General features: G+C 62.4%; 22 protein-coding genes. 12 read left to right on the forward strand and 10 right to left on the reverse strand.

Annotation, left to right across the window (positions count from 1 at the left end; genetic code table 11):
• The first annotated feature begins 61 nt into the window (after positions 1–61).
• Positions 62–1,231, forward strand: a complete 1,170-nt coding sequence (locus tag QM647_RS02875) for an MFS transporter (protein WP_414993963.1) — start codon at positions 62–64, stop codon at positions 1,229–1,231.
• On the opposite strand, the gene QM647_RS02880 is transcribed toward QM647_RS02875, so the two are convergent.
• A complete protein-coding gene (locus tag QM647_RS02880; protein WP_414993964.1) occupies positions 1,228–2,196 on the reverse strand; it encodes a cation diffusion facilitator family transporter in 969 nt (322 codons plus the stop codon). The genes QM647_RS02875 and QM647_RS02880 overlap by 4 nt on opposite strands.
• A gap of 170 nt (positions 2,197–2,366) precedes the next feature.
• Here QM647_RS02880 and QM647_RS02885 point away from each other — a divergent pair, with 170 nt between their 5' ends.
• The 4 genes from QM647_RS02885 to QM647_RS02900 all read left to right on the forward strand — a co-directional run bounded on the left by QM647_RS02885 (position 2,367) and on the right by QM647_RS02900 (position 5,829).
• Entirely contained in the window at positions 2,367–3,599 is a 1,233-nt protein-coding gene (locus QM647_RS02885; RefSeq protein ID WP_414993965.1) for an SGNH/GDSL hydrolase family protein, read from the forward strand.
• Positions 3,596–4,669 (forward strand): NAD(P)H-dependent flavin oxidoreductase, encoded by a 1,074-nt coding sequence (locus QM647_RS02890; RefSeq protein WP_414993966.1) that lies wholly within the window; start codon positions 3,596–3,598, stop codon positions 4,667–4,669. Before QM647_RS02885 ends, QM647_RS02890 begins: the two co-directional genes overlap by 4 nt.
• A 130-nt stretch (positions 4,670–4,799) precedes the next feature.
• Positions 4,800–4,967, forward strand: coding sequence for a hypothetical protein (locus QM647_RS02895; RefSeq protein ID WP_414993967.1), 168 nt, complete (start codon positions 4,800–4,802; stop codon positions 4,965–4,967).
• Between the two features lie 49 nt (positions 4,968–5,016).
• On the forward strand, positions 5,017–5,829 hold the full coding sequence (locus tag QM647_RS02900; RefSeq protein WP_414993968.1) for a PHB depolymerase family esterase: 813 nt from the start codon (positions 5,017–5,019) through the stop codon (positions 5,827–5,829).
• 10 nt (positions 5,830–5,839) lie between these two features.
• Here QM647_RS02900 and QM647_RS02905 read toward each other — a convergent pair whose 3' ends face one another.
• Positions 5,840–6,214: a hypothetical protein gene (locus tag QM647_RS02905; protein ID WP_414993969.1), complete on the reverse strand. Its 375-nt coding sequence runs from the start codon at positions 6,212–6,214 to the stop codon at positions 5,840–5,842.
• A 103-nt stretch (positions 6,215–6,317) separates the two neighbouring features.
• Positions 6,318–6,644 (reverse strand): DUF1491 family protein, encoded by a 327-nt coding sequence (locus tag QM647_RS02910; RefSeq protein WP_414993970.1) that lies wholly within the window; start codon positions 6,642–6,644, stop codon positions 6,318–6,320.
• Positions 6,645–6,745: 101 nt separating this feature from the next.
• On the opposite strand from QM647_RS02910, the gene QM647_RS02915 reads away from it, so the two are divergent.
• The 5 genes from QM647_RS02915 to QM647_RS02935 all read left to right on the forward strand — a co-directional run bounded on the left by QM647_RS02915 (position 6,746) and on the right by QM647_RS02935 (position 9,387).
• Positions 6,746–7,723, forward strand: a complete 978-nt coding sequence (locus QM647_RS02915) for a hypothetical protein (RefSeq protein WP_414993971.1) — start codon at positions 6,746–6,748, stop codon at positions 7,721–7,723.
• Between the two features lie 70 nt (positions 7,724–7,793).
• The gene (locus QM647_RS02920) at positions 7,794–8,117 is read left to right on the forward strand and encodes an ArsR/SmtB family transcription factor (protein WP_414993972.1); all 324 of its coding nucleotides are present in this window, start codon (positions 7,794–7,796) and stop codon (positions 8,115–8,117) included.
• Positions 8,114–8,533 (forward strand): DUF1801 domain-containing protein, encoded by a 420-nt coding sequence (locus tag QM647_RS02925; RefSeq protein ID WP_414993973.1) that lies wholly within the window; start codon positions 8,114–8,116, stop codon positions 8,531–8,533. Before QM647_RS02920 ends, QM647_RS02925 begins: the two co-directional genes overlap by 4 nt.
• Positions 8,534–8,542: 9 nt before the next feature.
• Positions 8,543–8,962 carry a DUF1801 domain-containing protein gene (locus tag QM647_RS02930; RefSeq protein WP_414993974.1) on the forward strand — a complete coding sequence of 140 codons (420 nt, stop codon included), beginning with the start codon at positions 8,543–8,545 and terminating at the stop codon, positions 8,960–8,962.
• On the forward strand, positions 8,962–9,387 hold the full coding sequence (locus QM647_RS02935; protein WP_414993975.1) for an SRPBCC family protein: 426 nt from the start codon (positions 8,962–8,964) through the stop codon (positions 9,385–9,387). Before QM647_RS02930 ends, QM647_RS02935 begins: the two co-directional genes overlap by 1 nt.
• Here QM647_RS02935 and QM647_RS02940 read toward each other — a convergent pair.
• On the reverse strand, positions 9,384–11,219 hold the full coding sequence (locus QM647_RS02940) for a sensor histidine kinase (protein WP_414993976.1): 1,836 nt from the start codon (positions 11,217–11,219) through the stop codon (positions 9,384–9,386). The genes QM647_RS02935 and QM647_RS02940 overlap by 4 nt on opposite strands.
• Before the next feature lie 243 nt (positions 11,220–11,462).
• Here QM647_RS02940 and QM647_RS02945 point away from each other — a divergent pair, with 243 nt between their 5' ends.
• Positions 11,463–12,215: a sensor histidine kinase gene (locus tag QM647_RS02945; protein ID WP_414993977.1), complete on the forward strand. Its 753-nt coding sequence runs from the start codon at positions 11,463–11,465 to the stop codon at positions 12,213–12,215.
• 7 nt (positions 12,216–12,222) lie between these two features.
• On the opposite strand, the gene phoB is transcribed toward QM647_RS02945, so the two are convergent.
• From phoB to proB, 6 genes are all read right to left on the reverse strand, one after another.
• Positions 12,223–12,912: a phosphate regulon transcriptional regulator PhoB gene (gene phoB, locus QM647_RS02950; RefSeq protein WP_414993978.1), complete on the reverse strand. Its 690-nt coding sequence runs from the start codon at positions 12,910–12,912 to the stop codon at positions 12,223–12,225.
• Between the two features lie 12 nt (positions 12,913–12,924).
• The gene (phoU, locus tag QM647_RS02955; protein WP_414993979.1) at positions 12,925–13,617 is read right to left on the reverse strand and encodes a phosphate signaling complex protein PhoU; all 693 of its coding nucleotides are present in this window, start codon (positions 13,615–13,617) and stop codon (positions 12,925–12,927) included.
• A 163-nt stretch (positions 13,618–13,780) separates the two neighbouring features.
• Positions 13,781–15,280: a sensor histidine kinase gene (locus tag QM647_RS02960; protein WP_414993980.1), complete on the reverse strand. Its 1,500-nt coding sequence runs from the start codon at positions 15,278–15,280 to the stop codon at positions 13,781–13,783.
• Positions 15,281–15,409: 129 nt separating this feature from the next.
• Positions 15,410–16,684, reverse strand: coding sequence for a glutamate-5-semialdehyde dehydrogenase (locus QM647_RS02965; RefSeq protein WP_414993981.1), 1,275 nt, complete (start codon positions 16,682–16,684; stop codon positions 15,410–15,412).
• A 98-nt stretch (positions 16,685–16,782) separates the two neighbouring features.
• A complete protein-coding gene (locus QM647_RS02970) occupies positions 16,783–17,385 on the reverse strand; it encodes a hypothetical protein (protein ID WP_414993982.1) in 603 nt (200 codons plus the stop codon).
• A gap of 18 nt (positions 17,386–17,403) precedes the next feature.
• Entirely contained in the window at positions 17,404–18,540 is a 1,137-nt protein-coding gene (gene proB / locus QM647_RS02975; protein WP_414993983.1) for a glutamate 5-kinase, read from the reverse strand.
• Positions 18,541–18,645: 105 nt separating this feature from the next.
• On the opposite strand from proB, the gene thrC reads away from it, so the two are divergent.
• A complete protein-coding gene (gene thrC, locus QM647_RS02980) occupies positions 18,646–20,028 on the forward strand; it encodes a threonine synthase (protein WP_414993984.1) in 1,383 nt (460 codons plus the stop codon).
• The last annotated feature ends 12 nt before the right edge of the window (positions 20,029–20,040 follow it).

The raw sequence follows: 20,040 nt of genomic DNA on the forward strand, positions 1-20,040 counted from the left end.
TTCCGTAACCGCCGTGGTTATATATCGCGCCAGACGCTTCCCCCGCCCCGAAAGCATACCCATGTCCGCTTCCAAACCCCTCACGCCCGGCCTGGTGGCGCTGTTCGCCCTGGCCTGTGGCGTTGTTGTCGGCAATCTTTACTATGGCCAACCGATCATTGCCCTGATCGCGCCGGCCGTGGGGCTATCGAACGAGACCGCCTCTCTGATCGTTTCCCTGACCCAGATCGGCTATGGTCTGGGCCTGCTGTTCATCGTGCCGCTGGCCGATCGCACCGAGAACCGCCGCCTGACCCTGATCCTGCTGGCGGCGTCTTTCATAAGCCTGCTGATGGCGGGCCTGGCCACCAACGGCATATTGTTCCTGATTGTGTCATTGCTGATCGGGCTGGCCACTGTGGCAGTGCAGGTGCTGATCCCGTTGGCGGCGCACATGGCCACTGACGAAAATCGCGGCCGGGTGGTCGGCAATATCATGGGCGGACTGGTGCTCGGCATCCTGCTGTCGCGGCCGCTGTCGAGCCTGATCGCCGATCATTTCGGCTGGCGCGCTGTCTATTACACCGCCGCTGCCTTCATGGTGCTGATGAGCGGTCTGCTGGCTATAACCCTGCCAAGCCGTCAGCCAGAGCAGAAGACCACCTATGTCCGGCTGATCCATTCCCTGACCGTGCTGTGGCGGGCCCATCCGGCGCTTCGTCTGCGCACCCTCTTCCAGGCCTGCATGTTCTGCGCCTTCTCGCTGTTCTGGACCGTGGCGCCCCTCGAACTGGCCAGCCGGTTCCACCTGACGCAAAGCCAGATCGCCCTGTTCGCCCTGGTCGGCGCCACCGGCGCCCTGGCGGCCCCTTTAAGTGGCCGGCTGGCCGATGCCGGGCATACGGTGAAGGCCACTTTCGGCGCCCTGGCGGTGGGCGCAATCGCCATGCTGATTACCCTTCTGCCGGCCATGCGCGGCGTGATCGTGCTGGCTCTGCTGGGCGTAGTGCTCGATTTCTGCGTCCAGATGAACATGGTGCAGGGGCAGCGCGCCATCTATGCGCTCGATCCTTTGAGCCGGGGGCGCGTCAACGGCATCTATATGGCGGGCATATTTACCGGCGGGGCCATCGGCTCGGCAGTCGCCAGCACGCTCTATGAAACCGGCGGCTGGGAATATGTGGCCCTGGCCGGCGGCCTCGCGCCGCTGCTGGCGCTGGGCGTTTTTGTGCTGAATTACCGCCGCGCCTAGACCACCTCGTCCGGCGCTAACGCGCAAGGATGCGCGCCGTCGCTCATTTCGATCTGGATGGTGGCGTGGATTATGCCGTGATGGTGTTCCAGTTCCTCGGCCAGGTCATGCAGGAAGGCGTCGCCCGGATGGCCACCCGGCATGGTCAGGTGCGCAGTCAGGGCCACCTCGGTCGTGCTCATGCCCCAGATATGCAGATCATGCACATCGGTGACGCCTGGCTGGCTGGCGAGAAACGCCTTGACCTTGCCAAAGTCGATATGCGGCGGCACGCCTTGCAGGCTGAGGCGCACGGAATCCCGCAACAGGCCCCAGGTGCCCCAGACAATCACGGCGGAGACGACGATACTGAACAGCGGATCGAGCCACGCCCAGCCGGTCAGCATCAGCACCAGACCGGCCACCACCACCGCGGCCGACACCACCGCATCCGCCGCCAGATGGGCGAAGGCGGCCTTGATATTGAGGTCCGATTGCCCTTGCGCGAACAGCCAGGCGGTAAAGCCGTTGACCAGGATGCCGGCCCCGGCCACCCACATCACCAGATCGCCCTGCACCGCTTCATGCGACGAAAAGCGCTGCACCGCTTCCCAGACAATGCCGCCGATCGCGACCATCAGCAGGATAGCATTGAACAGGGCCGCCATGATCGAGGCGCCGCGAAAGCCATAGGTATAACCGGCAACCGGTTTCTTCTTCGCCAGCCACCATGCCACCCAGGCCAGGATCAGCGAAATCACATCGCTGAAATTATGACCGGCGTCCGCCAGCAGAGCCAGCGAATTGGCTTTCAGGCCATAGATGACCTCGGCGATGATAAAGGCGGCATTGAGCGACGCCGCCCACAGGAAGCGCGCGCCGAAATCAGTTGGGGCGTGGTGATGGCCATGGCCGCCATGCGAATGACCATGATCATGACCGTGACTATGATCATCAGGCGTATGGGTGTGATGGTCATGGGGCATGACAGACCTCGCGGAAAGGGAAAGGCCGAGCTTAGGCCGAGACCTGTGGCAAAACCAGAGGACTTCAAAAATAAATATCGAAATCAACATGTTAGAATATTATAACATCACATTTGACGGACTTTTCCGGCTATGCGATGTCTGCGGGTTCAGGAGACAGGGAAATCGACATGTTCCAGACCACACGCCGCGCCACCCTTTTCAGCCTTGCCCTGATGGCGGCCCTGCCCGCCCTGCCGGCAATGGCGAAGGATGCCGCACCGAAATGGATTCCCACCTGGTACGCGTCGCCAGAGCCTTCCGGTGTCGACGTGAAGATCGCCGACAAGACCCTGCGCCAGATCGTGCGGATCAGTGCCGGCGGCAGTTCGGTGCGGTTGCGCCTCTCCAATGCCTATGGCGCGGCGCCGCTCAAGCTGGAGGACATCCGCGTGGCGAAGCGCCTGACCGGCAGCCGTATCGATCCGGCCAGCGACAACGCCGTCACCTTCAACGGCCGCGCCACTGTCACCATCGCGCCCGGCGCCTATGTGCTCAGCGATCCCTTGCCCCTTAAAGTGGCCGCCGACAGCGATCTGGCAATCAGCCTCTATGTGCCTGAGGCCCCGCTCGCCACAGTCCATGATATCCAGCGTGGGGTGTTTTATGTCGCCGATGGCCGCACCAGCCGCGCCGCTGAATTGCCCGAAGCAAAAACCGATATAGGTATCGGCAACGCCTTCCCCTGGCTGGCCGAGGTGGAGGTTTCCGGCTCACCGGCGAAAGCCGCCCTGATCACTTTCGGCGACTCGATCACCGATGGCTACGGCATCACGCCGGATCAGGGGCGCACCTGGCCGGAACTTTTGAGCCGCCGCCTGCATGAAGCGAATATCCCGCTCAGCGTCGTCAATGCGGGCCTGAGCGGCAATCGCCTGCTGCATCACGGCGCCTGGGCGCGTTTCGGTGAGGGCGGGCTGTCGCGCTTCGATCGCGACGTGCTGGCCCAGCCGAATGCCAGCGCCGTGATCGTGCTGATCGGCATTAACGACCTGGGTCATGCGCAAGGACCGGGCTCGGAGGGGTATGTCTCCGCCGATGACCTGATCGACGGCCTGAGCCAGACGGCGGCGCGCGCCCACGAGCGCGGCCTGAAGATCTACGCCGCCACCATGACGCCTTTCCGCGACACGGTGTTCGAGAACTATTTCTCCGAGGACAAGGAAAAATCACGCCAGGCGATCAATGCCTGGATACGGCAACAAACCGTCTTCGACGGCGTGATCGATTTCGAAAAGGCGGTCGAAGACCCGGCCAGGCCCGGCCATCTGCGCACCGAATATGATGTCGGCGACCACCTGCACCCTAACGATGCCGGCGTAGCGGCCATGGCGGCGGTCATTCCATTGGGTCTGTTCAAATGAACTGGAAAGATCGCCGCATACTGGACCTGCTGGGGATCGACCTGCCGATCATCCAGGCGCCCATGGCCGGGGCCAATGGGGCGGAAATGGCGATCGCGGTCAGCCGGGCAGGCGGTCTGGGCTCGTTGCCCTGCGCGCAGCTATCGCCGGCGCAGGCAGGCGATGCCGCGCAGCAAATCCGCGAGGCGACCGACGCGCCCTTCAACCTGAACTTCTTTTGCCATGCCGCGCCGAATCCGGACGATCCAGCGGTGAAGGCGCAACTGGAGGCCTGGCGGCAGCATCTGGCGCCCTATTATGCCGAGGCTGGCTTACCGGCCGATACGCCAGCGCCGCTGTCGGCCCGCGCGCCGTTCGACGACGCCTATTGCCGAGTGGTCGAGGCTATCCGCCCCGCCGTGGTCAGCTTCCATTTCGGCTTGCCAACGCCGGACCTGCTGGCGCGCGTGAAAGCGACGGGCGCGAAAATCCTCTCTTCCGCCACCACGGTCGCCGAGGCGCTCTGGCTGGCGGCGTGCGGCGTGGATGCGGTCATCGCCATGGGCGCGGAAGCGGGCGGCCACCGGGCCTCATTTTTGCAAATGGACATGTCGCGCCAGGTCGGCACCTTCGCCCTGGTGCCCCAGATCGTGGATGCCGTGTCCGTGCCGGTGATCGCCGCGGGTGGCATTTCTGATAGCCGGGGTGTGGCGGCGGCTCTCATGCTCGGTGCGGCAGCGGTCCAGGTCGGCACAGCCTATCTGCTGACGACCGAGGCAACGATCAGCGACGCCCATCGCGCAGCGCTTCTGGCCGCCCGCGATGACAGCACCCAGATCACCAATATCTTTACTGGCCGCCCGGCGCGTGGGATCGCGAACCGTGCCATGGCAGAGCTTGGGCCCTTATCGGATATGGCGCCGTCTTTCCCATTGGCTGGCGGGGCACTCACCCCGCTTAAAAACAGCGCATCGCTTGATGGGGCAAAAGGCTTCAGCAACCTGTGGGCCGGTCAGGCGGCGGCCCTGGCCAGACTCACGGACGCAGCCACGCTCACCACGACCTTGGCGGCCGCCCTGCCGCATCGCTAAGCTATTCAACCATTGGAGCGTAGTCGTGCGCCCCGGTATCTGTTACCATACTGCAATAAAATCATCTGATCCGGGGACAAGTGATGTTGAGACGCTTTGGTAGCCTGAAGGCGCTGTGCATGGCATCCTTGTGCGCCAGCCTGCTGATGATCAGTGGCTGTGGCGGATCAGGCGGGAGCAGCAGCTCGGGTGGATCAGGCAGCGGTTCATCATCTGCGTCTTCGTCCAGTTCGTCGTCATCGTCGTCGTCATCGTCGTCATCCGCCTCTTCATCTATCTCAGGATCCCTGCCGGCTGACCAGCTGACACAGGTAGATAATTTCGGTGACAACCAGGGCCAGCTGACCATGTATGCCTATGTTCCCGCAGGTCTGACAGCCAATCGCCCCCTGGTTCTGATCCTGCCGGGCTGCGGCGGTGTGGCGGTTGATTATGACGATGAAACCGGCTGGACAAAATGGGCGGATTCAATGGGTTTCAGCCTGGTGATTGCCGAAACCACGACCCAGTACAATAACTGCTTCAACTTCTATGTGCCGGCAGATCAGGAACGCGGGTCCGGTGAACCAGCCACCCTGATCGCGATGATCGACTGGATGAAAACGCATTATGCCGTTGATTCCAGCCGCGTGTTCGTCACCGGCTTTTCCGGCGGCGCGGCCATGACCAATGTCATGCTGGCGACCTATCCTGATGTCTTTGCGGCCGGCGCCCCCATTGCCGGCATACCCTACAAGTGCGCCACATCGCTCGATGAGGTCGAGGGCTGTTTTAATGGCGCTACCGTTTCAGCACAGACTCTGGGCGATCGCGTGCGCGCTGCCTATTCGGGATATACCGGCAGTTGGCCGCGCGTTTCCATCTGGCACGGAACAGCGGACGACATCATCAATTTCAGCAATGAAGACCAGGAGATGCAGCAGTGGACCAATGTTCACGGCCAGGATCAGACACCCGAGACCAGTGATACGGTCGCCGGTTATCCGCACAAAATCTACGGCGCAAACCTGGTGGAAACCTATGTCCTTACCAATCTGGAGCACTATATCCCCGTAGCACCAGGCAGCGGGGCGGAACAGTGCGGTGGCGGCGGATCGACGGCAGATGCCGGTATCTGCTCGTCACTTTACATCGCACGCTGGTTCGGTCTGGATAAGTAGAACGCCGGCCTTAAGCGGCCATGCGATGCCAGACCTCATGATCGACCTTGCGGGCATCCAGCATGCCGGCGGTCTGCTGTTCGAACATCATACCCATGGCCATTTCGTTCAGCGACTTGAAGCTGGCATCGACGTTTTCCGGGCGATTGCCCATGGCGAAGAACTGGGCAGCATTGACGCGCGGCATCTTCAGGTGCAGCAGGTAGCACAGGCGGCGGGCGCGTTCCGGATTATGGCGGTGCGCCTGGGCGTCTTCGGCGAACATTTCCTTACCCAACTGCGAGATGTAATCCACGCTGAGCGCAGAAAAGCGCTCCGCGTCGAGAGGATGCATCATGTGCGCGGCATCGATATCGAGGATAAGGTCATTCAGCAGAAAATACAAAAACGCTACCTGTACGTAAGTTGTGGTGAGGGACCACACTAGCGCAGAGGTTTTGTTATTCCGTTGAAAGACAGGGTAAACCCGCGATTCATCATATTGCGCTTCAGATGTCGACCGGCTCGGTCAGGAAGTGCCGGCCTTCCGCATCCTCGATCTCGACCACCCAGATATCGGGATCGTATTTAACCTGACGAGCGATCCAGGCATCTAGATCGGCCTCGTCCTTCGTCTCAATGGGCCGCATCCACAGGGTGTCCTCGCCTTTCTGGGCCTCGCGCAGCACATAGGTTTCGCGCGTCCTGAGGTTCAGCACCTTGACCAGCACCGCGCCATAGGCCTTGTCGCCCCGCCGGGCGATGAAGGCGAAACTGCCCGCCTGTTCGACCCGCCGCAACAGCGCACTGACCCAGAGATCGCTTGAAAGTAACATTTGGCTAACCCTGATTGGAAACGCCATCTAAAGCACGATGGCTTATAAGGGGTACGAAGATATTCCTCAAAGCCCTCGTTCAAAGTTTCGGCCAACCGTTTATGCGCCTCCGTTCATTTGTCAAATCGCTTGCCCTTGCCACAGCCGCCCTGGCCGCCTGTATCACGGCGCCCCTGCTGGCCCGGACGGCGGATGACTATACCCTGCCGGTGGTCAAGCGCTACTTCCTGCTGCAGGCCGATGCGCGCTGCCACCTGCTCGATACCGCGACCGGACAGGCCCTGAAGGCTGGCTACCTGCAGGCGCGCAACGACGCCCTGCGCGCCGGCCTGACCATGGATTACCTGGCGCCCTGGCTGGAAAGGGCGCGCACAGCAGCCTACCAGACAGACTGCGCCGCACCGGCCCTGACGGCGGAGGTCCATACGGCCGAAGGCGGCTTCAACCGCTTCATCGCCGTACCGCATCTCGACCTGCCTTCCGGCCGCACCGAGTGGCTGGCCAACCGCGCCTATGGCGACGATCAGGTCTGGCGGCTGGTGCAATACCAGAATACGGATCAAGCCGACATGGCCTTCGGCCTCTATGGTGGCCTGCACCAGAACAGCTTCAGCCTGATGGCACATTTCAAGGACGGCACGCGGCCCTACAGCGCGCGCCTTTTGGTGCGCAATACCGATATCGTCACCACCGGCACGATCAATCGCGCGCCCTATGGCCTGAGCGACCGCCTGCCCGTGGGCTTTACGGACTATAGTTCGCTGAGCTTCATGGCCAGCGGCAAGAGCGATGTCACCGCCGACCTGCGCCCGGCGGTCAAGACCAACCTGGCCGGCTTTACCCTGACCGGGCAGTATGCCGGTACGCAAGGCCCGGAAGAGGCCCTGCGCTTCGATTTTCCCAGCCGCGCCTGGCTGGCCATCGCCAAACTCGATCCACGCGAGGATATCGTGGTCGAGTTCTCGACCGAGGACGGCCCACGCTATGCCCGCTTCGAGGTCGGCGATTTCGTCACCGGCCTAAGCTATGTCGCCCTGCCGGCGCCCTACACACACAATCAGATCAACCGCCAGGGCTGAGCGTTCGATTTCGATTGACTCATTCATAGTCAAGTGGCTATACGTCAATTCATAGCCAAATGGATATGAATTGACACCGCCGCATGACATCCTGTTCCGCACCCTGGCCGACCCGACACGCCGGGCGATCTTCGAACGGCTGTGCCGCGAGGGCGAGACCACGGTCGGCGCTCTGACCGAACAGGCGGGCGTCTCCCAGCCGGTGGTTTCCAAACACCTGTCCCTGCTGAAAGACGCCGGACTGGTGCGCGGGCGCATTGATGGCCGCCAGACTCATTACAGTGCGCAGATCATGGCGCTTTCTCCGCTGATGGACTGGACCAGCCAGATGGCCGGTTTCTGGGAAAACCGCTTCGATCATCTCGAAAGCCTGCTGAACCGGATGGACCAATGACCGAGGAAACGGACAAACCGCGCCTGTTGTCGGGCGGCAACCCGCAGATCGCCAAGGGCGACGGTGACGCACCCGTTCAGGCCTATATCGCCGCCATGCCGGGCTGGAAAAACGCGATCGGCCAGCGGCTGGATGCGCTGATCACCGAAACGGTTCCCGGCGTCAGGAAGGCGGTCAAGTGGAACTCGCCCTTCTATGGCATGGAGGACAAGGTCTGGTTCCTCGGCATCCATTGCTACACCAGGTACATCAAGCTCGCCTTCTTCAACGGCGCCCATCTCGTCCCCCTGCCGCCGGGCGCCTCAAAACAGAAGGAAGTGCGCTATCTCGATATACGCGAAGACGATGCCATCGACGAGGCGCAACTAACCGACTGGATCAGGCAGGCCAGCCGGCTGCCTGGTCAGCGTATGTAAGGAAACCTCATGAAGAAGCCCCTGAAACCCACCGAAGGCATTCCGGCCGCGCAGCTGATCGACGAGAACATCGCCGAATATCCCGACTGGCGTGGCGAAACCCTCACCCGTCTGCGCGCTCTCATCAAGGAAGCCGATCCGGACGTGGTCGAGGAATGGAAATGGAATATCCCGGTCTGGTCACATGACGGCATCCTCTGCACAGGCGAGACCTACAAGGCCGCGGTCAAGACCACCTTTGCCAAGGGCGCCTCTGTGCCCGATCCCGAAGGCCTGTTCAATTCGAGCCTGGAAGGCGCCACCCGCCGCGCCATTGATTTCCGCGAAGGGGAGGCGATTAACGAGGCCGCTTTCAAGGCCCTGATCCGTGCGACCGTTGAGCTGAATACAAAGTCGAAAGCCGTCAAACCAAAGAAGGGCAAGTCCTGATGTCCGAGACCGAAACCCGCGCCGTCGTCACCGAACGCGAATTCCCGCACCCGGTGGACAAGCTGTGGCGCGCCCTCACCCAGCCACACCTGATCACGGAATGGCTGATGGCCAACGACTTCCAGCCGAAAATCGGGCATAAATTCCATCTGCGCGGCGAATGGGGTGGCGTACTGGACTGCGAGGTCCTGGCCCTGGAGCCCGGCCGGACGCTGGCCTACAGCTGGGACTTCGTCAACGACAACCCGGCCTATGACCTGCGCAGCGTGGTCACTTTCACCCTGACGCCCACCGATACCGGCACCCACCTGCGCGTCGAACAGGCCGGCTTCCGCCCCGACCAGAAACAAGCCTTCGGCGGCGCCCTGCACGGCTGGCAGGGCTTCCTCGGCAAGCTGGAAAATGTGTTGGCTGAGCGGGCCTAACTCTTCGGCGGGCGGATCACGAAATCGCTGAACCGGCTTAAGGAATCCGGCGTGTGGCTGATATCCTCCAGCGGATTATGCGGTTGCAGGGCCGCCCGTGCGAAAGCTTCCAGCGACTGGACTACGCCGGGTATCGCGCTGCCATGCTCCGGCTGGACCGGCACCGGCATCGGCAATTCCGGCTGCTCGTCCGCCTGCACCACCGGCAGGGAAACCGTGACCGTCGTGCCTTCGCCAAGCGTGCTGGCCAGGGTCATGGTGCCGCCCAGCAGCTGTGCCATGGCCCGGACGATCGACAGGCCAAGTCCGGTGCCCATCGCCTTCTGTTCCGCCGGACCCGATTGCTCGTAAGGCTGGCCGATCCGGCTCAGGTCCTCGGCCGAAATACCGATGCCGGTATCGGTAATGATGATGTCGACGCCATCCTCGCGCGGGTCCAGGGCCAGGCGCACATCGCCGCCCGGCGGCGTGAACTTGACGGCATTGGACAGCAGGTTGAGGCAGATCTGCTTGATGGCGCGCTTGTCAGCCGTGACCGTTACCGGCGTCTGCGGCATGTCGCTGAGGATGTCGATATTCTTTTCGTGCGCCTGGCCGCGGATCAGGCGCAGCGCCGCCGAAACCGGTTCGCGCATGTCAAAGCCTTCCAGGGCCAGCTCGTACCTCTGGGCCTCGATCTTCGACATGTCGAGTACGTCATTGATCATGTCGAGCACGTGCTGGCCGGATTCCCAGATCAACTGGGCATATTCGGCATATTTCGGCGGCATCTCGCCGAACATCTGCAGGCGCATGATGTCAGAGAAACCGATGACGGCATTGAGCGGGGTGCGCAATTCGTGGCTCATGCTGGCGAGGAACTGGGTCTTGCCGGCATTGAGGCTTTCGGCCTCGGCGCGCGCGGCTTCCAGCGAGGTCTCGTGGGCGTGGGAGAGGGAGGCATCGTGCATGACACCGTAGATGCGGCCGTCATTGCCCTTGCGCAGCGAAAGAAGCACATAATGATCCATGCCGGCATGCGGCGTGAAGCCGACGTCGGCGCGGCCATCCAGGGCCGCGGTCTCGACAGCCGCCTTGACCGCCAGCCGGTCCGGCACATGGGCCGTCGCCGCCAGGCCGAACTGCAGCATGGCCTTCATATCGAGCCCCGCCGGCGTCTCGCCATAGGCCGCCACCACACGGCCGTCGCCATCGAGGCAGATCAGCAGGCCCGGCTGTTCGGTCAGCAGCTTCAGCAGGCGGTCGCGGACCTCTTCCGCCTCGTTGGCGCGTTCCGAGCGGGTACGCAGGGCCGGCAGGACTGCCAGCCCCAGGCCGGCAACGATGGAGACATTGGCGATCACCGACAGCCAGAAACCTTCCTGCTCATCCGGCACCCGGACGCCATGCCAGACGCTGATCATGATGTTGAACAGGGTAATGCCGAAGGCCAGCGAGGCCCCGAGCGTGACCAGGGTGCGCTGGTTGAGCACCATGGCCGCCAGCAGCGGCAGGGCGCACCAGACGGCCAGAGGGCCGGAAATGCCGCCGGTCAGCCCTACAGCGAACAGGGCCGCCACCGCCCACACCCACATCAGGGCCTGACGCATGAACTGGCTGTCACGGCTGAGCAGGATGACGCAGGCGGCACCCGGAAGGGTGATCATCACCAGGGCGGCAATGACGAAGGGCGAGGCCGGCAGAAGCAGCAGGCCCAGCAGGCCGAACAGGCAGTAACCGGCCCAGCACAGATGCCAGACCACAACCCCCAGCCTTACGCCGGGCAGGCGCAATCCGGGGATGCCTGTGGCAACATCCGCAGTTTCATCCTGTAGGTAGGCCTTGAGCGACACGCCGATGGGTTTCCTTCACGCGGGGCAATGATCCCGCCTATATAATAAACATCTGAATTTTAGCCAGAATTAAGCTACTGCCCAAGCCTCTCCCTTGCCGGGGGAAGAATCGGTGGCGAAACACCGCAAAACCGGCTCTTTTTAACCATGACACGGAACGGGGTAACCGATGCTTAATACCCCCCGGCCTAGATTCAGGTTTTATGCCGCGCACCCGCTCCTGCCCGGCCTTCAGGGTGATCCATGTCCTTACCACAGCCGGCCGAAGCGCCGAACTGGACTCTTGACGCCGCCCGCGAGGCGGATAAGGACGCCGCCAAGCGCGCCTTCCTGCGCATGGTCAGCCATGAGCTGCGCACACCGCTCAACAGCATTATCGGCTTTTCCGACATCCTGACTCACGAGCTCTACGGACCGCTCGGCTCGGCGCAATATGTCGAATATGCCGGCATTATCCGTGACAGTGGCCGCAAGTTACTGAACCTGTTCAATAATGTGCTGGATATCGTGCGCCTCGAAGATGGCCAGGGCCTGACGCCGATGAACGAGCCCGTCCTGCCCCTGATCGAGGAGGTGCTGACCAAGGTACGCCCCCTGGCGACGGCGCGGGGCGTCACCCTCTACAACCGCCTGCTGGATGAACACCTGCATGCCTGGCTCGATCCGCGCGGCCTGACCACCTGCCTCGATCACCTGTTGCGCAATGCCATCGACTTCACGCCGGAAGGCGAAACGATCGAGATCAATGCCCGGCTGGGTCATAATCATGTTTCGGTCAGCGTCTTCAACCGCGGCAATGCCCCGGACCAGGACGAGATCGAGCGGCTGATGAAACCCTTCGAGCAGGGCGAAAATGCCGAAAACCGTACACACGAAGGCGCGGGCCTGGGCTGGGCCGTGGTCAGGGTCAATATCGAAGCCATGGGCGGCAGCTTCAGTGTGGTCTCACGCAAGGGCGAGGCCCTGAAGGCGATCCTGCGACTAAAGGCAGGTTAACCGCCTATCAGTTCTGCATATCCAGCGAATAACCCGCCGAACGCACCGTCCGGATCGGATCGAACTGGTCGCCGTGGTTCAGCGCCTTGCGCAGGCGGCCGACATGGACATCCACCGTGCGGGCTTCGACATAAACGTCATTGCCCCAGACGGCATCCAGCAGTTGCTCGCGCGAAAAGACGCGGCGCGGATACTGCATCAGGTAGTCGAGCAGTTTATATTCCGTCGGCCCCAGGTGGATATCGCGGCCGGCGCGCTGAACGCGGTGCGACAGGCGATCGACCGAGATTTCACCAAACTCGACGCGGTCTTCAGACAGCGCCGGGCGGATACGGCGCAGCACGGCGCGAATACGCGCCATCAGCTCGACCATCGAGAACGGCTTTACTACATAGTCATCGGCGCCGGTATCGAGGCCACGGATACGGTCGGTCTCTTCCGAGCGCGCCGTCAGCATAACGATCGGCAGGTTGCGGGTAGAGCTCTGCTGGCGCAGCCGGCGGCAGACCTCGATGCCCGAGACCTTTGGCATCATCCAGTCGCAGACCAGCAGGTCCGGCAGGCGTTCCTTCACCATCACGAGGGCTTCATCGCCATCGGTGGCGACCCCGACATCATAACCTTCCTTCTCCAGATTATAGCTGAGCAGGGTGCTGAGGGCGTCTTCGTCTTCGGCGATAATGATATAGGGCTTCATACGTGTTCCGGGTTACTGGTCCAGATTGCTGGCCTTGGGGCGGCTCTCGACATAGTCTTCGCCGGTCAGTTCGAAATTGATGTGCTCGGCCATGTTGGTGGCATAGTCGCCGATGCGCTCCAGGTTCTTCGCCATGAAGAGCAGGTGCGTACAGGCCGAGATGGTGCGCGGATCGCCCATCATGTAGGTGAGCAGTTCACGGAAGAGCGCATTGTAGTGCTCGTCGACCTCAGTGTCGGACGACCAGACGCTTTGGGCCAGGTCGACCTTGCCGGACTTGTAGGCGTCCAGCACGTCACGCAGGCGCGAGGAAACCAGCTTGCCCATGCGCTCGATCGAGCGGGTCAGCGGCGTCATCGGCTCGGCTTCGGAAATGACGATCGAGCGCTTGGCGATGTTCTTGGCCAGGTCGCCGGTGCGCTCCAGCGCGGTGGCCAGCTTCATGGCGGCCACCGTCTTGCGCAGGTCATCGGCCATCGGCTGGCGCAGGGCGATCAGACGGATGCACTTGCGCTCGACATCCTTTTCCAGTTCGTCCAGCTTGTGGTCGCGGGCCACAACGCTCTGGGCCAGGGCGACGTCGCGGCGCGCCACGGCTTCGACCGCTTCCGCCACCTGCGCTTCGGCCAGGCCGCCCATGAGCACCACTTCAGCGGACAACTGATCCAGTTCGTCGCCATAGGTCTTGACGATGTGGGTATTCATCTTGAACGACACCTTGTTGAATTCCTTATTCCTGATGGCTGACGCAATACGCCCTGTCACCGGAACTATAGCCCCAATAGGCGTATTTTGTGACAGTTTTATAATGAAAGACCCAAAAAGGGGGTTAATGCTTAAAGCCTGTCCGTTTCAGGCCTTTCGCGCCCTAGCCGGCGTCCTTGAGAGCAGAGGCATTATCCGTCACCAGGCGCGGCGCTTCGACCGGTCCAAAGGCACGGGTCTGCGGGAAATAGGCACTGAAGGCGGTGAAGGTCTGCGGCTGCGCCGGCGGCAGGCTGGCCACATTACCCTCACGTTCGAGGATATCGTCTTCCTTCGCCGAAACCGGCCCCTGGCTTTCGACCACCAGCCCGCCACGGTGGCGGTTGATGATATGCTTGACAATGGCCAGCCCCAGACCGGTGCCTAGCTTGTCACCGCTTTTCTGACCTTCGACGCGGTAGAAGCGTTCGGCCAGGCGCGGCAGGAATTCCCTTTTGATTCCAGGCCCTTCGTCCCTGACCGTAATCCGCGCATAATGCTCATGCACATTGCGGTCCGGGCGCAGCAGGATCAGCTTGGCCGCCTGGGTATCGCTGAGTGTCAGAGCCTGCGGCAGGGTGACATCGAAGCAGACCGTGATGCTGACTTCCGAACCCGGCGGCGCATATTTCAGGGCGTTATCGGTGAGATTCTGTACCACCTGCAGGAGCTGGTCGCGGTCACTGATGATCGGGAAAAGCCCCGGCCGCGGCGCGTCGATGCGCAGACGCACGCCCTTCTGCTGGGCCAGCACGCTCAAGCTGTCAGTGACATCGCGCACCGCCAGGGCGAGGTCGGCTTCGCCCGAAGGCGGCACATGCTCGCTCATTTCGATGCGGGAGAGAGACAGCAGATCGGCGATCAGCCGGCCCATGCGATCGGCCTGGGCGCCCATGATTGTCAAAAATCTGTCACGCGCCTGTTCATCGTCACGCGCGGGCCCGCGCAGGGTTTCGATAAAGCCGGTGATCGAGGCTAGGGGCGTGCGTAGTTCATGCGAGGCATTGGCCAGGAAATCGGCGCGCATCCGCTCCATGCGGCGGGCATCGGTTTCATCGCGGATCACCAGCAAGGCGAGACGCTGGCCATTGCTGGCATGTTCCATCGGCAGGGGCGAGGAAAAGGCGCGCCAGAACTGATCGCGCGCGCCGCCGCTGGTTTCGAAATCCACCGAGCCGGTAATGCCGCCGAACAGGGCTTCGTCGACATTTTCCAGCACTTCCGGCACGCGGATGGCGCCCACCAGCGGACCGCCATCGGGGCGCAGGTGGAAAATAGTCTGGGCGGCGGCATTGGCGAAGATGACGCGGCGCGCGGCGATATCATCCGGCTCATGACCGGAGACAATCATCACCGGATCGGGAACGGCGCGCAGCACTTCCTGAAAGCTCGGTCCCTGGGGCTGGACCTTGATCTGCTTTTCCGGCGCTTTCAGCGCACGGATCTTTTCCTCCGCATCCCCCAGCAGGGAGAGATAGCGGATGGCCGTATAGCCGATCACCACCAGCGCCACGATAATGGTCAGCGGGTGGAACGGCGGCAGGAACGCCATGGCGACCAGGATCGCGCACCCGATCAGGGTGCCGACCGGAATGAACTTCCAGACGCTTCGACGCTTTTCCATTTATGGCCCGAACCTCGCAATGCGCTTATTATGACGGAAAGAACGTCGTGTTTATAGCGATTTGACGACAGTTTGGTGACTTCGCCGTAAACGGACGATTAATCGGCCTTCTGACGAGTTTCGTATAAATTATGGCCGGGTCTGGCCGTCGCCACGCACCACATATTTGAAGGTCGTCAGTTGCTCGACGCCCACCGGGCCACGGGCATGGAGGCGGTCGGTCGAGATGCCGATTTCCGCGCCGAAACCGAACTCGCCGCCATCGGCATACTGTGTCGAGGCGTTCCAGATGACGATGGCGGAATCGACCTCATTGAGGAAGATTTCGGCCGCCTGCGCGTCCTCGGTAATGATCGCCTCGGTATGACCGGAGCCGTAAGCTTTGATATGGGCGATGGCCTCGGCCTCGTCCTTCACCACCCTGACGGACAGGATGGGCAGCAGGTATTCGGTGCGCCAGTCGTCCTCGCTGGCGGGCATCATCGGCCAGATCGCCTGCGCCCGGTCATCGCCGCGCAGCTCGCAGCCCTGGCCTTCCAGCGCCTCGGCGATTTCCGGCAGCAGCTTTTCGGCCACGGCCTCATCTATCAGCAGGGTTTCGGTAGCGCCGCAGACCGAGACACGGCGCATCTTGGCGTTCAGCGTCACTTCCAGCGCCTTCTTCGGGTCGGCGGCGGCGTGGATATAGGTGTGGTTCAGGCCTTCGAGATGGGCCAGAACCGGTGCGCGCGCCTCGGCCTGGACCCGCGCCACCAATGACTTGCCGCCGCGCGGGATGATCAGGTTGATCGCCTTGTCGAGCCCGCCAAGAATGAGCCCCACGGCATCGCGATCCGAGGTCGGCACCAGTTGCACGCAAGTGTCCGGCAGGCCGGCGGCGCGCAGCCCATCCTCAAAGGCGGCATAGATGGCCAGGGCTGAATTGAGGGCTTCCGAGCCGGTGCGCAGGATAGCGGCATTCGAGGAGCGAATGCACAGGGCAGCGGCATCGGCCGTCACGTTCGGACGGCTCTCATAGATGATGGCAATGACGCCGATCGGCGTCGAAACGCGGGCGATATCGAGACCGTTCGGGCGAGTCCAGCGCGACAGCTCACGGCCAACCGGATCGGGCAGGTCCGCCACCTCTTCCAGCCCCCTGGCCATCGCTTCGACGCGCGCCGGATTGAGGATCAGGCGCTCGATCATGGCGTCGGTCAGCCCCTTGTCGCGAGCGAATTGCTGGTCCTGCTGGTTCGCGGCCAGGATCTGCGCTTCGCGCGCCCGGATCGATTTCGCGGCTTCAAGGATAGCTGTCGTGCGCGCCTCCGGTCCCGCCAGACGCAGAGCTTCCGCCCCGAGTCTGGCCTTGGCGGCCATATCGGTCATCAGGTCGGTCAGCGAGAGGCGGCTCTGGTCGTCCATCAGAAGGTTCCTTGTATTCAAGGGCTATATAGCGCAAACGCTGCGAATTACGACCGTTTCATGAGATATTATGTTGGTGGACGGTCTTGAGTGCTGCCTTAATCCAGCCGGTCGACAGCCGTCTGCGAATAGGCCATCAGCTGCGCCACCAGATGCGGCAGATCGAATGTTTTGGTGACCTCGAAGACCGCCAGGGGACCGTAAGACTCACGACGGGCGCAGAAGGTTTCGACCACAAAATATTCCGGGCGCACCATGTAGTCATCGAACAGAATGGTCGTGCCCGGTTCCGCACAGATCAGACTGTAAAGGAAACAGGCCACGCGGAAGCGTCCGTCGATCAATACCGTATCCGGCGCGACGGCCAGTTCCGCCGCACGCCGCCACGGCCGACTGATATAGTCATGATAACGGGCATGGCCGCTGATATCGATGGGGTTGCCCCAGGCGCCGACCGGCCCGACGTCGCAGAACTCAAGATGTAAACGCGTATCCATGCCGGAAGCGCCGAAATCCTTAAGGGCATCACGCACCTTCTCCACCCAGGCCGGGTCGGATTCGACGGAAATCAGGACATCGGCCTTCGTGTGGCTGGCCACATGGACGGTGCTGCCTCCCGAACCATATTCGAGATATACGCGTGATCGTGCGACAAAGCGTTCAAAAGCCGCCAGGTTTTCCCGTTCCATATGCGGACGCATGTCACCCCCTCCTGCGTTTCAGACGAGCGCCATATCGTCCCGATGGATCACTTCATCCCCCGATGTGTAGCCCAGAATGCTTTCGATGTCATGGCTGCCGCGGCCGCGAATGGCGCGGATGGCCTCGGCGGAATAGGTGACGATCCCGCGCGCCACCTCCTCGCCCGCCGGCGTGACGATGGAGACGCTGTCCCCCTTGTCGAACTGGCCCGTGACCTCGACAATCCCCGAAGGCAACAGGCTCTTGCCATTGCGCAGGGCACGCACCGCCCCGTCATCCAGCATCAGCTTGCCCGCCGGTACGACCGTCCCGGCGATCCAGGCCTTGTAGGCCGCACTGGCCGAGGCCTGCGGCTTGATCACCGTAAGCCGCGCCATGTTGGACAGCGGCCGGATCGTCTGGCCGGAGGTGATGATCGTGGCGCAGCCAGCCGATCCGGCGATGCGGGCGGCGGCGATCTTGGTGGCCATGCCGCCGGTGCCGACGCCCGCCTGCGCATTGGCCCCGCCGGCCATGGCCTCGATCGAGGCATCGAGCTTTTCGACCAGCGGAATGTGTTCGGCGGCGGCATTGCGACGCGGATCGTCCGTGTACAAACCATCTATATCCGACAGCAGGACCAGCGCCTCGGAACGCACCAGCTGCGCGGCCCGCGCCGCCAGACGGTCATTGTCGCCGTAACGGATTTCCTCGGTCACCACCGTGTCGTTTTCGTTGACGATCGGCACGCACCCCAGGTCGAACAGCGTGTCTATGGTGGCGCGGGCATTCAGCCAGCGGCGGCGTTTTTCAGTATCCTCTCGCGTCAGCAGGACCTGCGCGGTTTTCAGCCCGAAGGTCTGGAAGGCCTCTTCCCAGGCGCTCATCAGGCGCGGCTGCCCGGCGGCGGCGGCGGCCTGTTTCTCATCGAGCTTCAACTTCTTGCGATTAAGACCAAGATAGCGGCGGCCGAGCGCCCCGGCGCCGGATGAAACAAGCAGGACCGCCTTGCCGTCAGCCATCAGGGCGGCGATATCTTCCGCAAGGCCGCGCATCCAGGCCGCATCGGCCACGCCCGACTGGGCATCGACCACCAGGGCCGAACCGACCTTGATGGTGATGCGCTTCGCCGAAACCAGCACATCGGGCAGCGATTTAATGGCGTCGGAGGACATGAAGGTCTTTATCTCAGGCGTTTTAGATGTTAACTCGCGCGCTTCTTAACGGCAATGCGCGCGTTTGCGCAAGTCCTTACGTCTTTTGGCAAATTCGGTAACAAAATGAACTATATAGGCACTCGCGGATTTAACGCGCCCCGCACCTTCGCCGGCGCCCTGCTCGATGGCCTCGCTCCCGATGGCGGCCTCTATGTGCCGGAGACCTATCCAGCCGCCAATTTCGATCTCGCCACCGCCTCAGCCGGCGATTATGGCACACTCACCGAAAAGCTGTTGACCCTGTTCGGCGTCGACGTGCTGGGCACAGAGGCCGTGCAAAAGGCCGCCGCCCGCACCAGGGCCGCCTTCCTCAACGAGGCCGGCCAGACGCCGCTGGTCCAGGTCGAGGACAATCTGTGGATTCTCGAACTGTGGCATGGCCCGACGCTCGCCTTCAAGGACATGGCGATGCAGATGATCGCCCCCCTGACCGATGCCGCCCTGGCTCAAACCGGCGAGAAGCTGACCCTGGTCACTGCCACTTCGGGCGATACGGGGGCCGCCGCCGTGCGCGCTTTCGCGGGCTCGGAACATGTCAGGCTGGTGGTATTCCACCCGCTTGGCCGCGTTTCACCGGTACAGCGCCTGCAGATGACGACCGTGCAGGCCGATAACGTCCTCAATATCGGCGTCGAAGGCGATTTCGATGATTGCCAGCGCATGGTCAAGCGCCTGCTGGGCGAAGAAGAGCTGAAACAAAACGGCCTGATCTCGTCGGTCAATTCGATCAACTGGGGCCGTCTGCTGGGTCAGGTGCCCTATTATCTGGCCGCCGCCGCCGCTTCCGGTACAGAAAAGCCGGAATTCGTGGTGCCGACCGGCAATTTTGGCGATGCCTTCGCTGGCTGGGTCGGGCGCAAGATCGGCGGCAATGTCGGTCATATCCATGCCGCCGTGAATCGCAATGACGCCCTGGCGCAAGCCATCAACACCGGCCACTATGTCCGCCACCAGGCGGTCGAGACGGCTTCGGTCTCGATGGATGTGCAGGCGCCATCGAACTTCGAGCGGCTGGTGTTCGAAGCGTCGAACCGCTCGGCCGAAGGCACCAAGGGCGTGTTCGACAATTTCAGCGCCACCGGCAATGTCCATCTCTCAGGCGACCTGCAGGACGCCCTGCGCGCCCAGGTCACTGCGTCCACGATCAGCGAAGAAGAGACCGCGCAGACTATCAGATACGCCCACGAAAAATGGGGTAAGGTCATCTGCCCGCACACCGCTGTGGCGGTCGCCGCTGCACTCAAAAGAAATGACGGCCAGCCGATCATCGCGCTCTCAACCGCCCACGCCGCCAAGTTCCCGGACTTCGTGACGAAGGCGCTCGGCTTTGCGCCCGAAGTGCCGGAGGCCATTCAAAAGCTGCACGGCCAGACGGAAACCATCACGGCGATCCGCAATGACGAATTCGCGGCGCTGGAAGCGGTAAAGGCCTTCGCGCATAATTGATTGCGCTGCTGA

The sequence above is a fragment of the Asticcacaulis sp. genome (assembly GCF_047605585.1).
Taxonomy (GTDB): Bacteria; Pseudomonadota; Alphaproteobacteria; order Caulobacterales; family Caulobacteraceae; genus Asticcacaulis.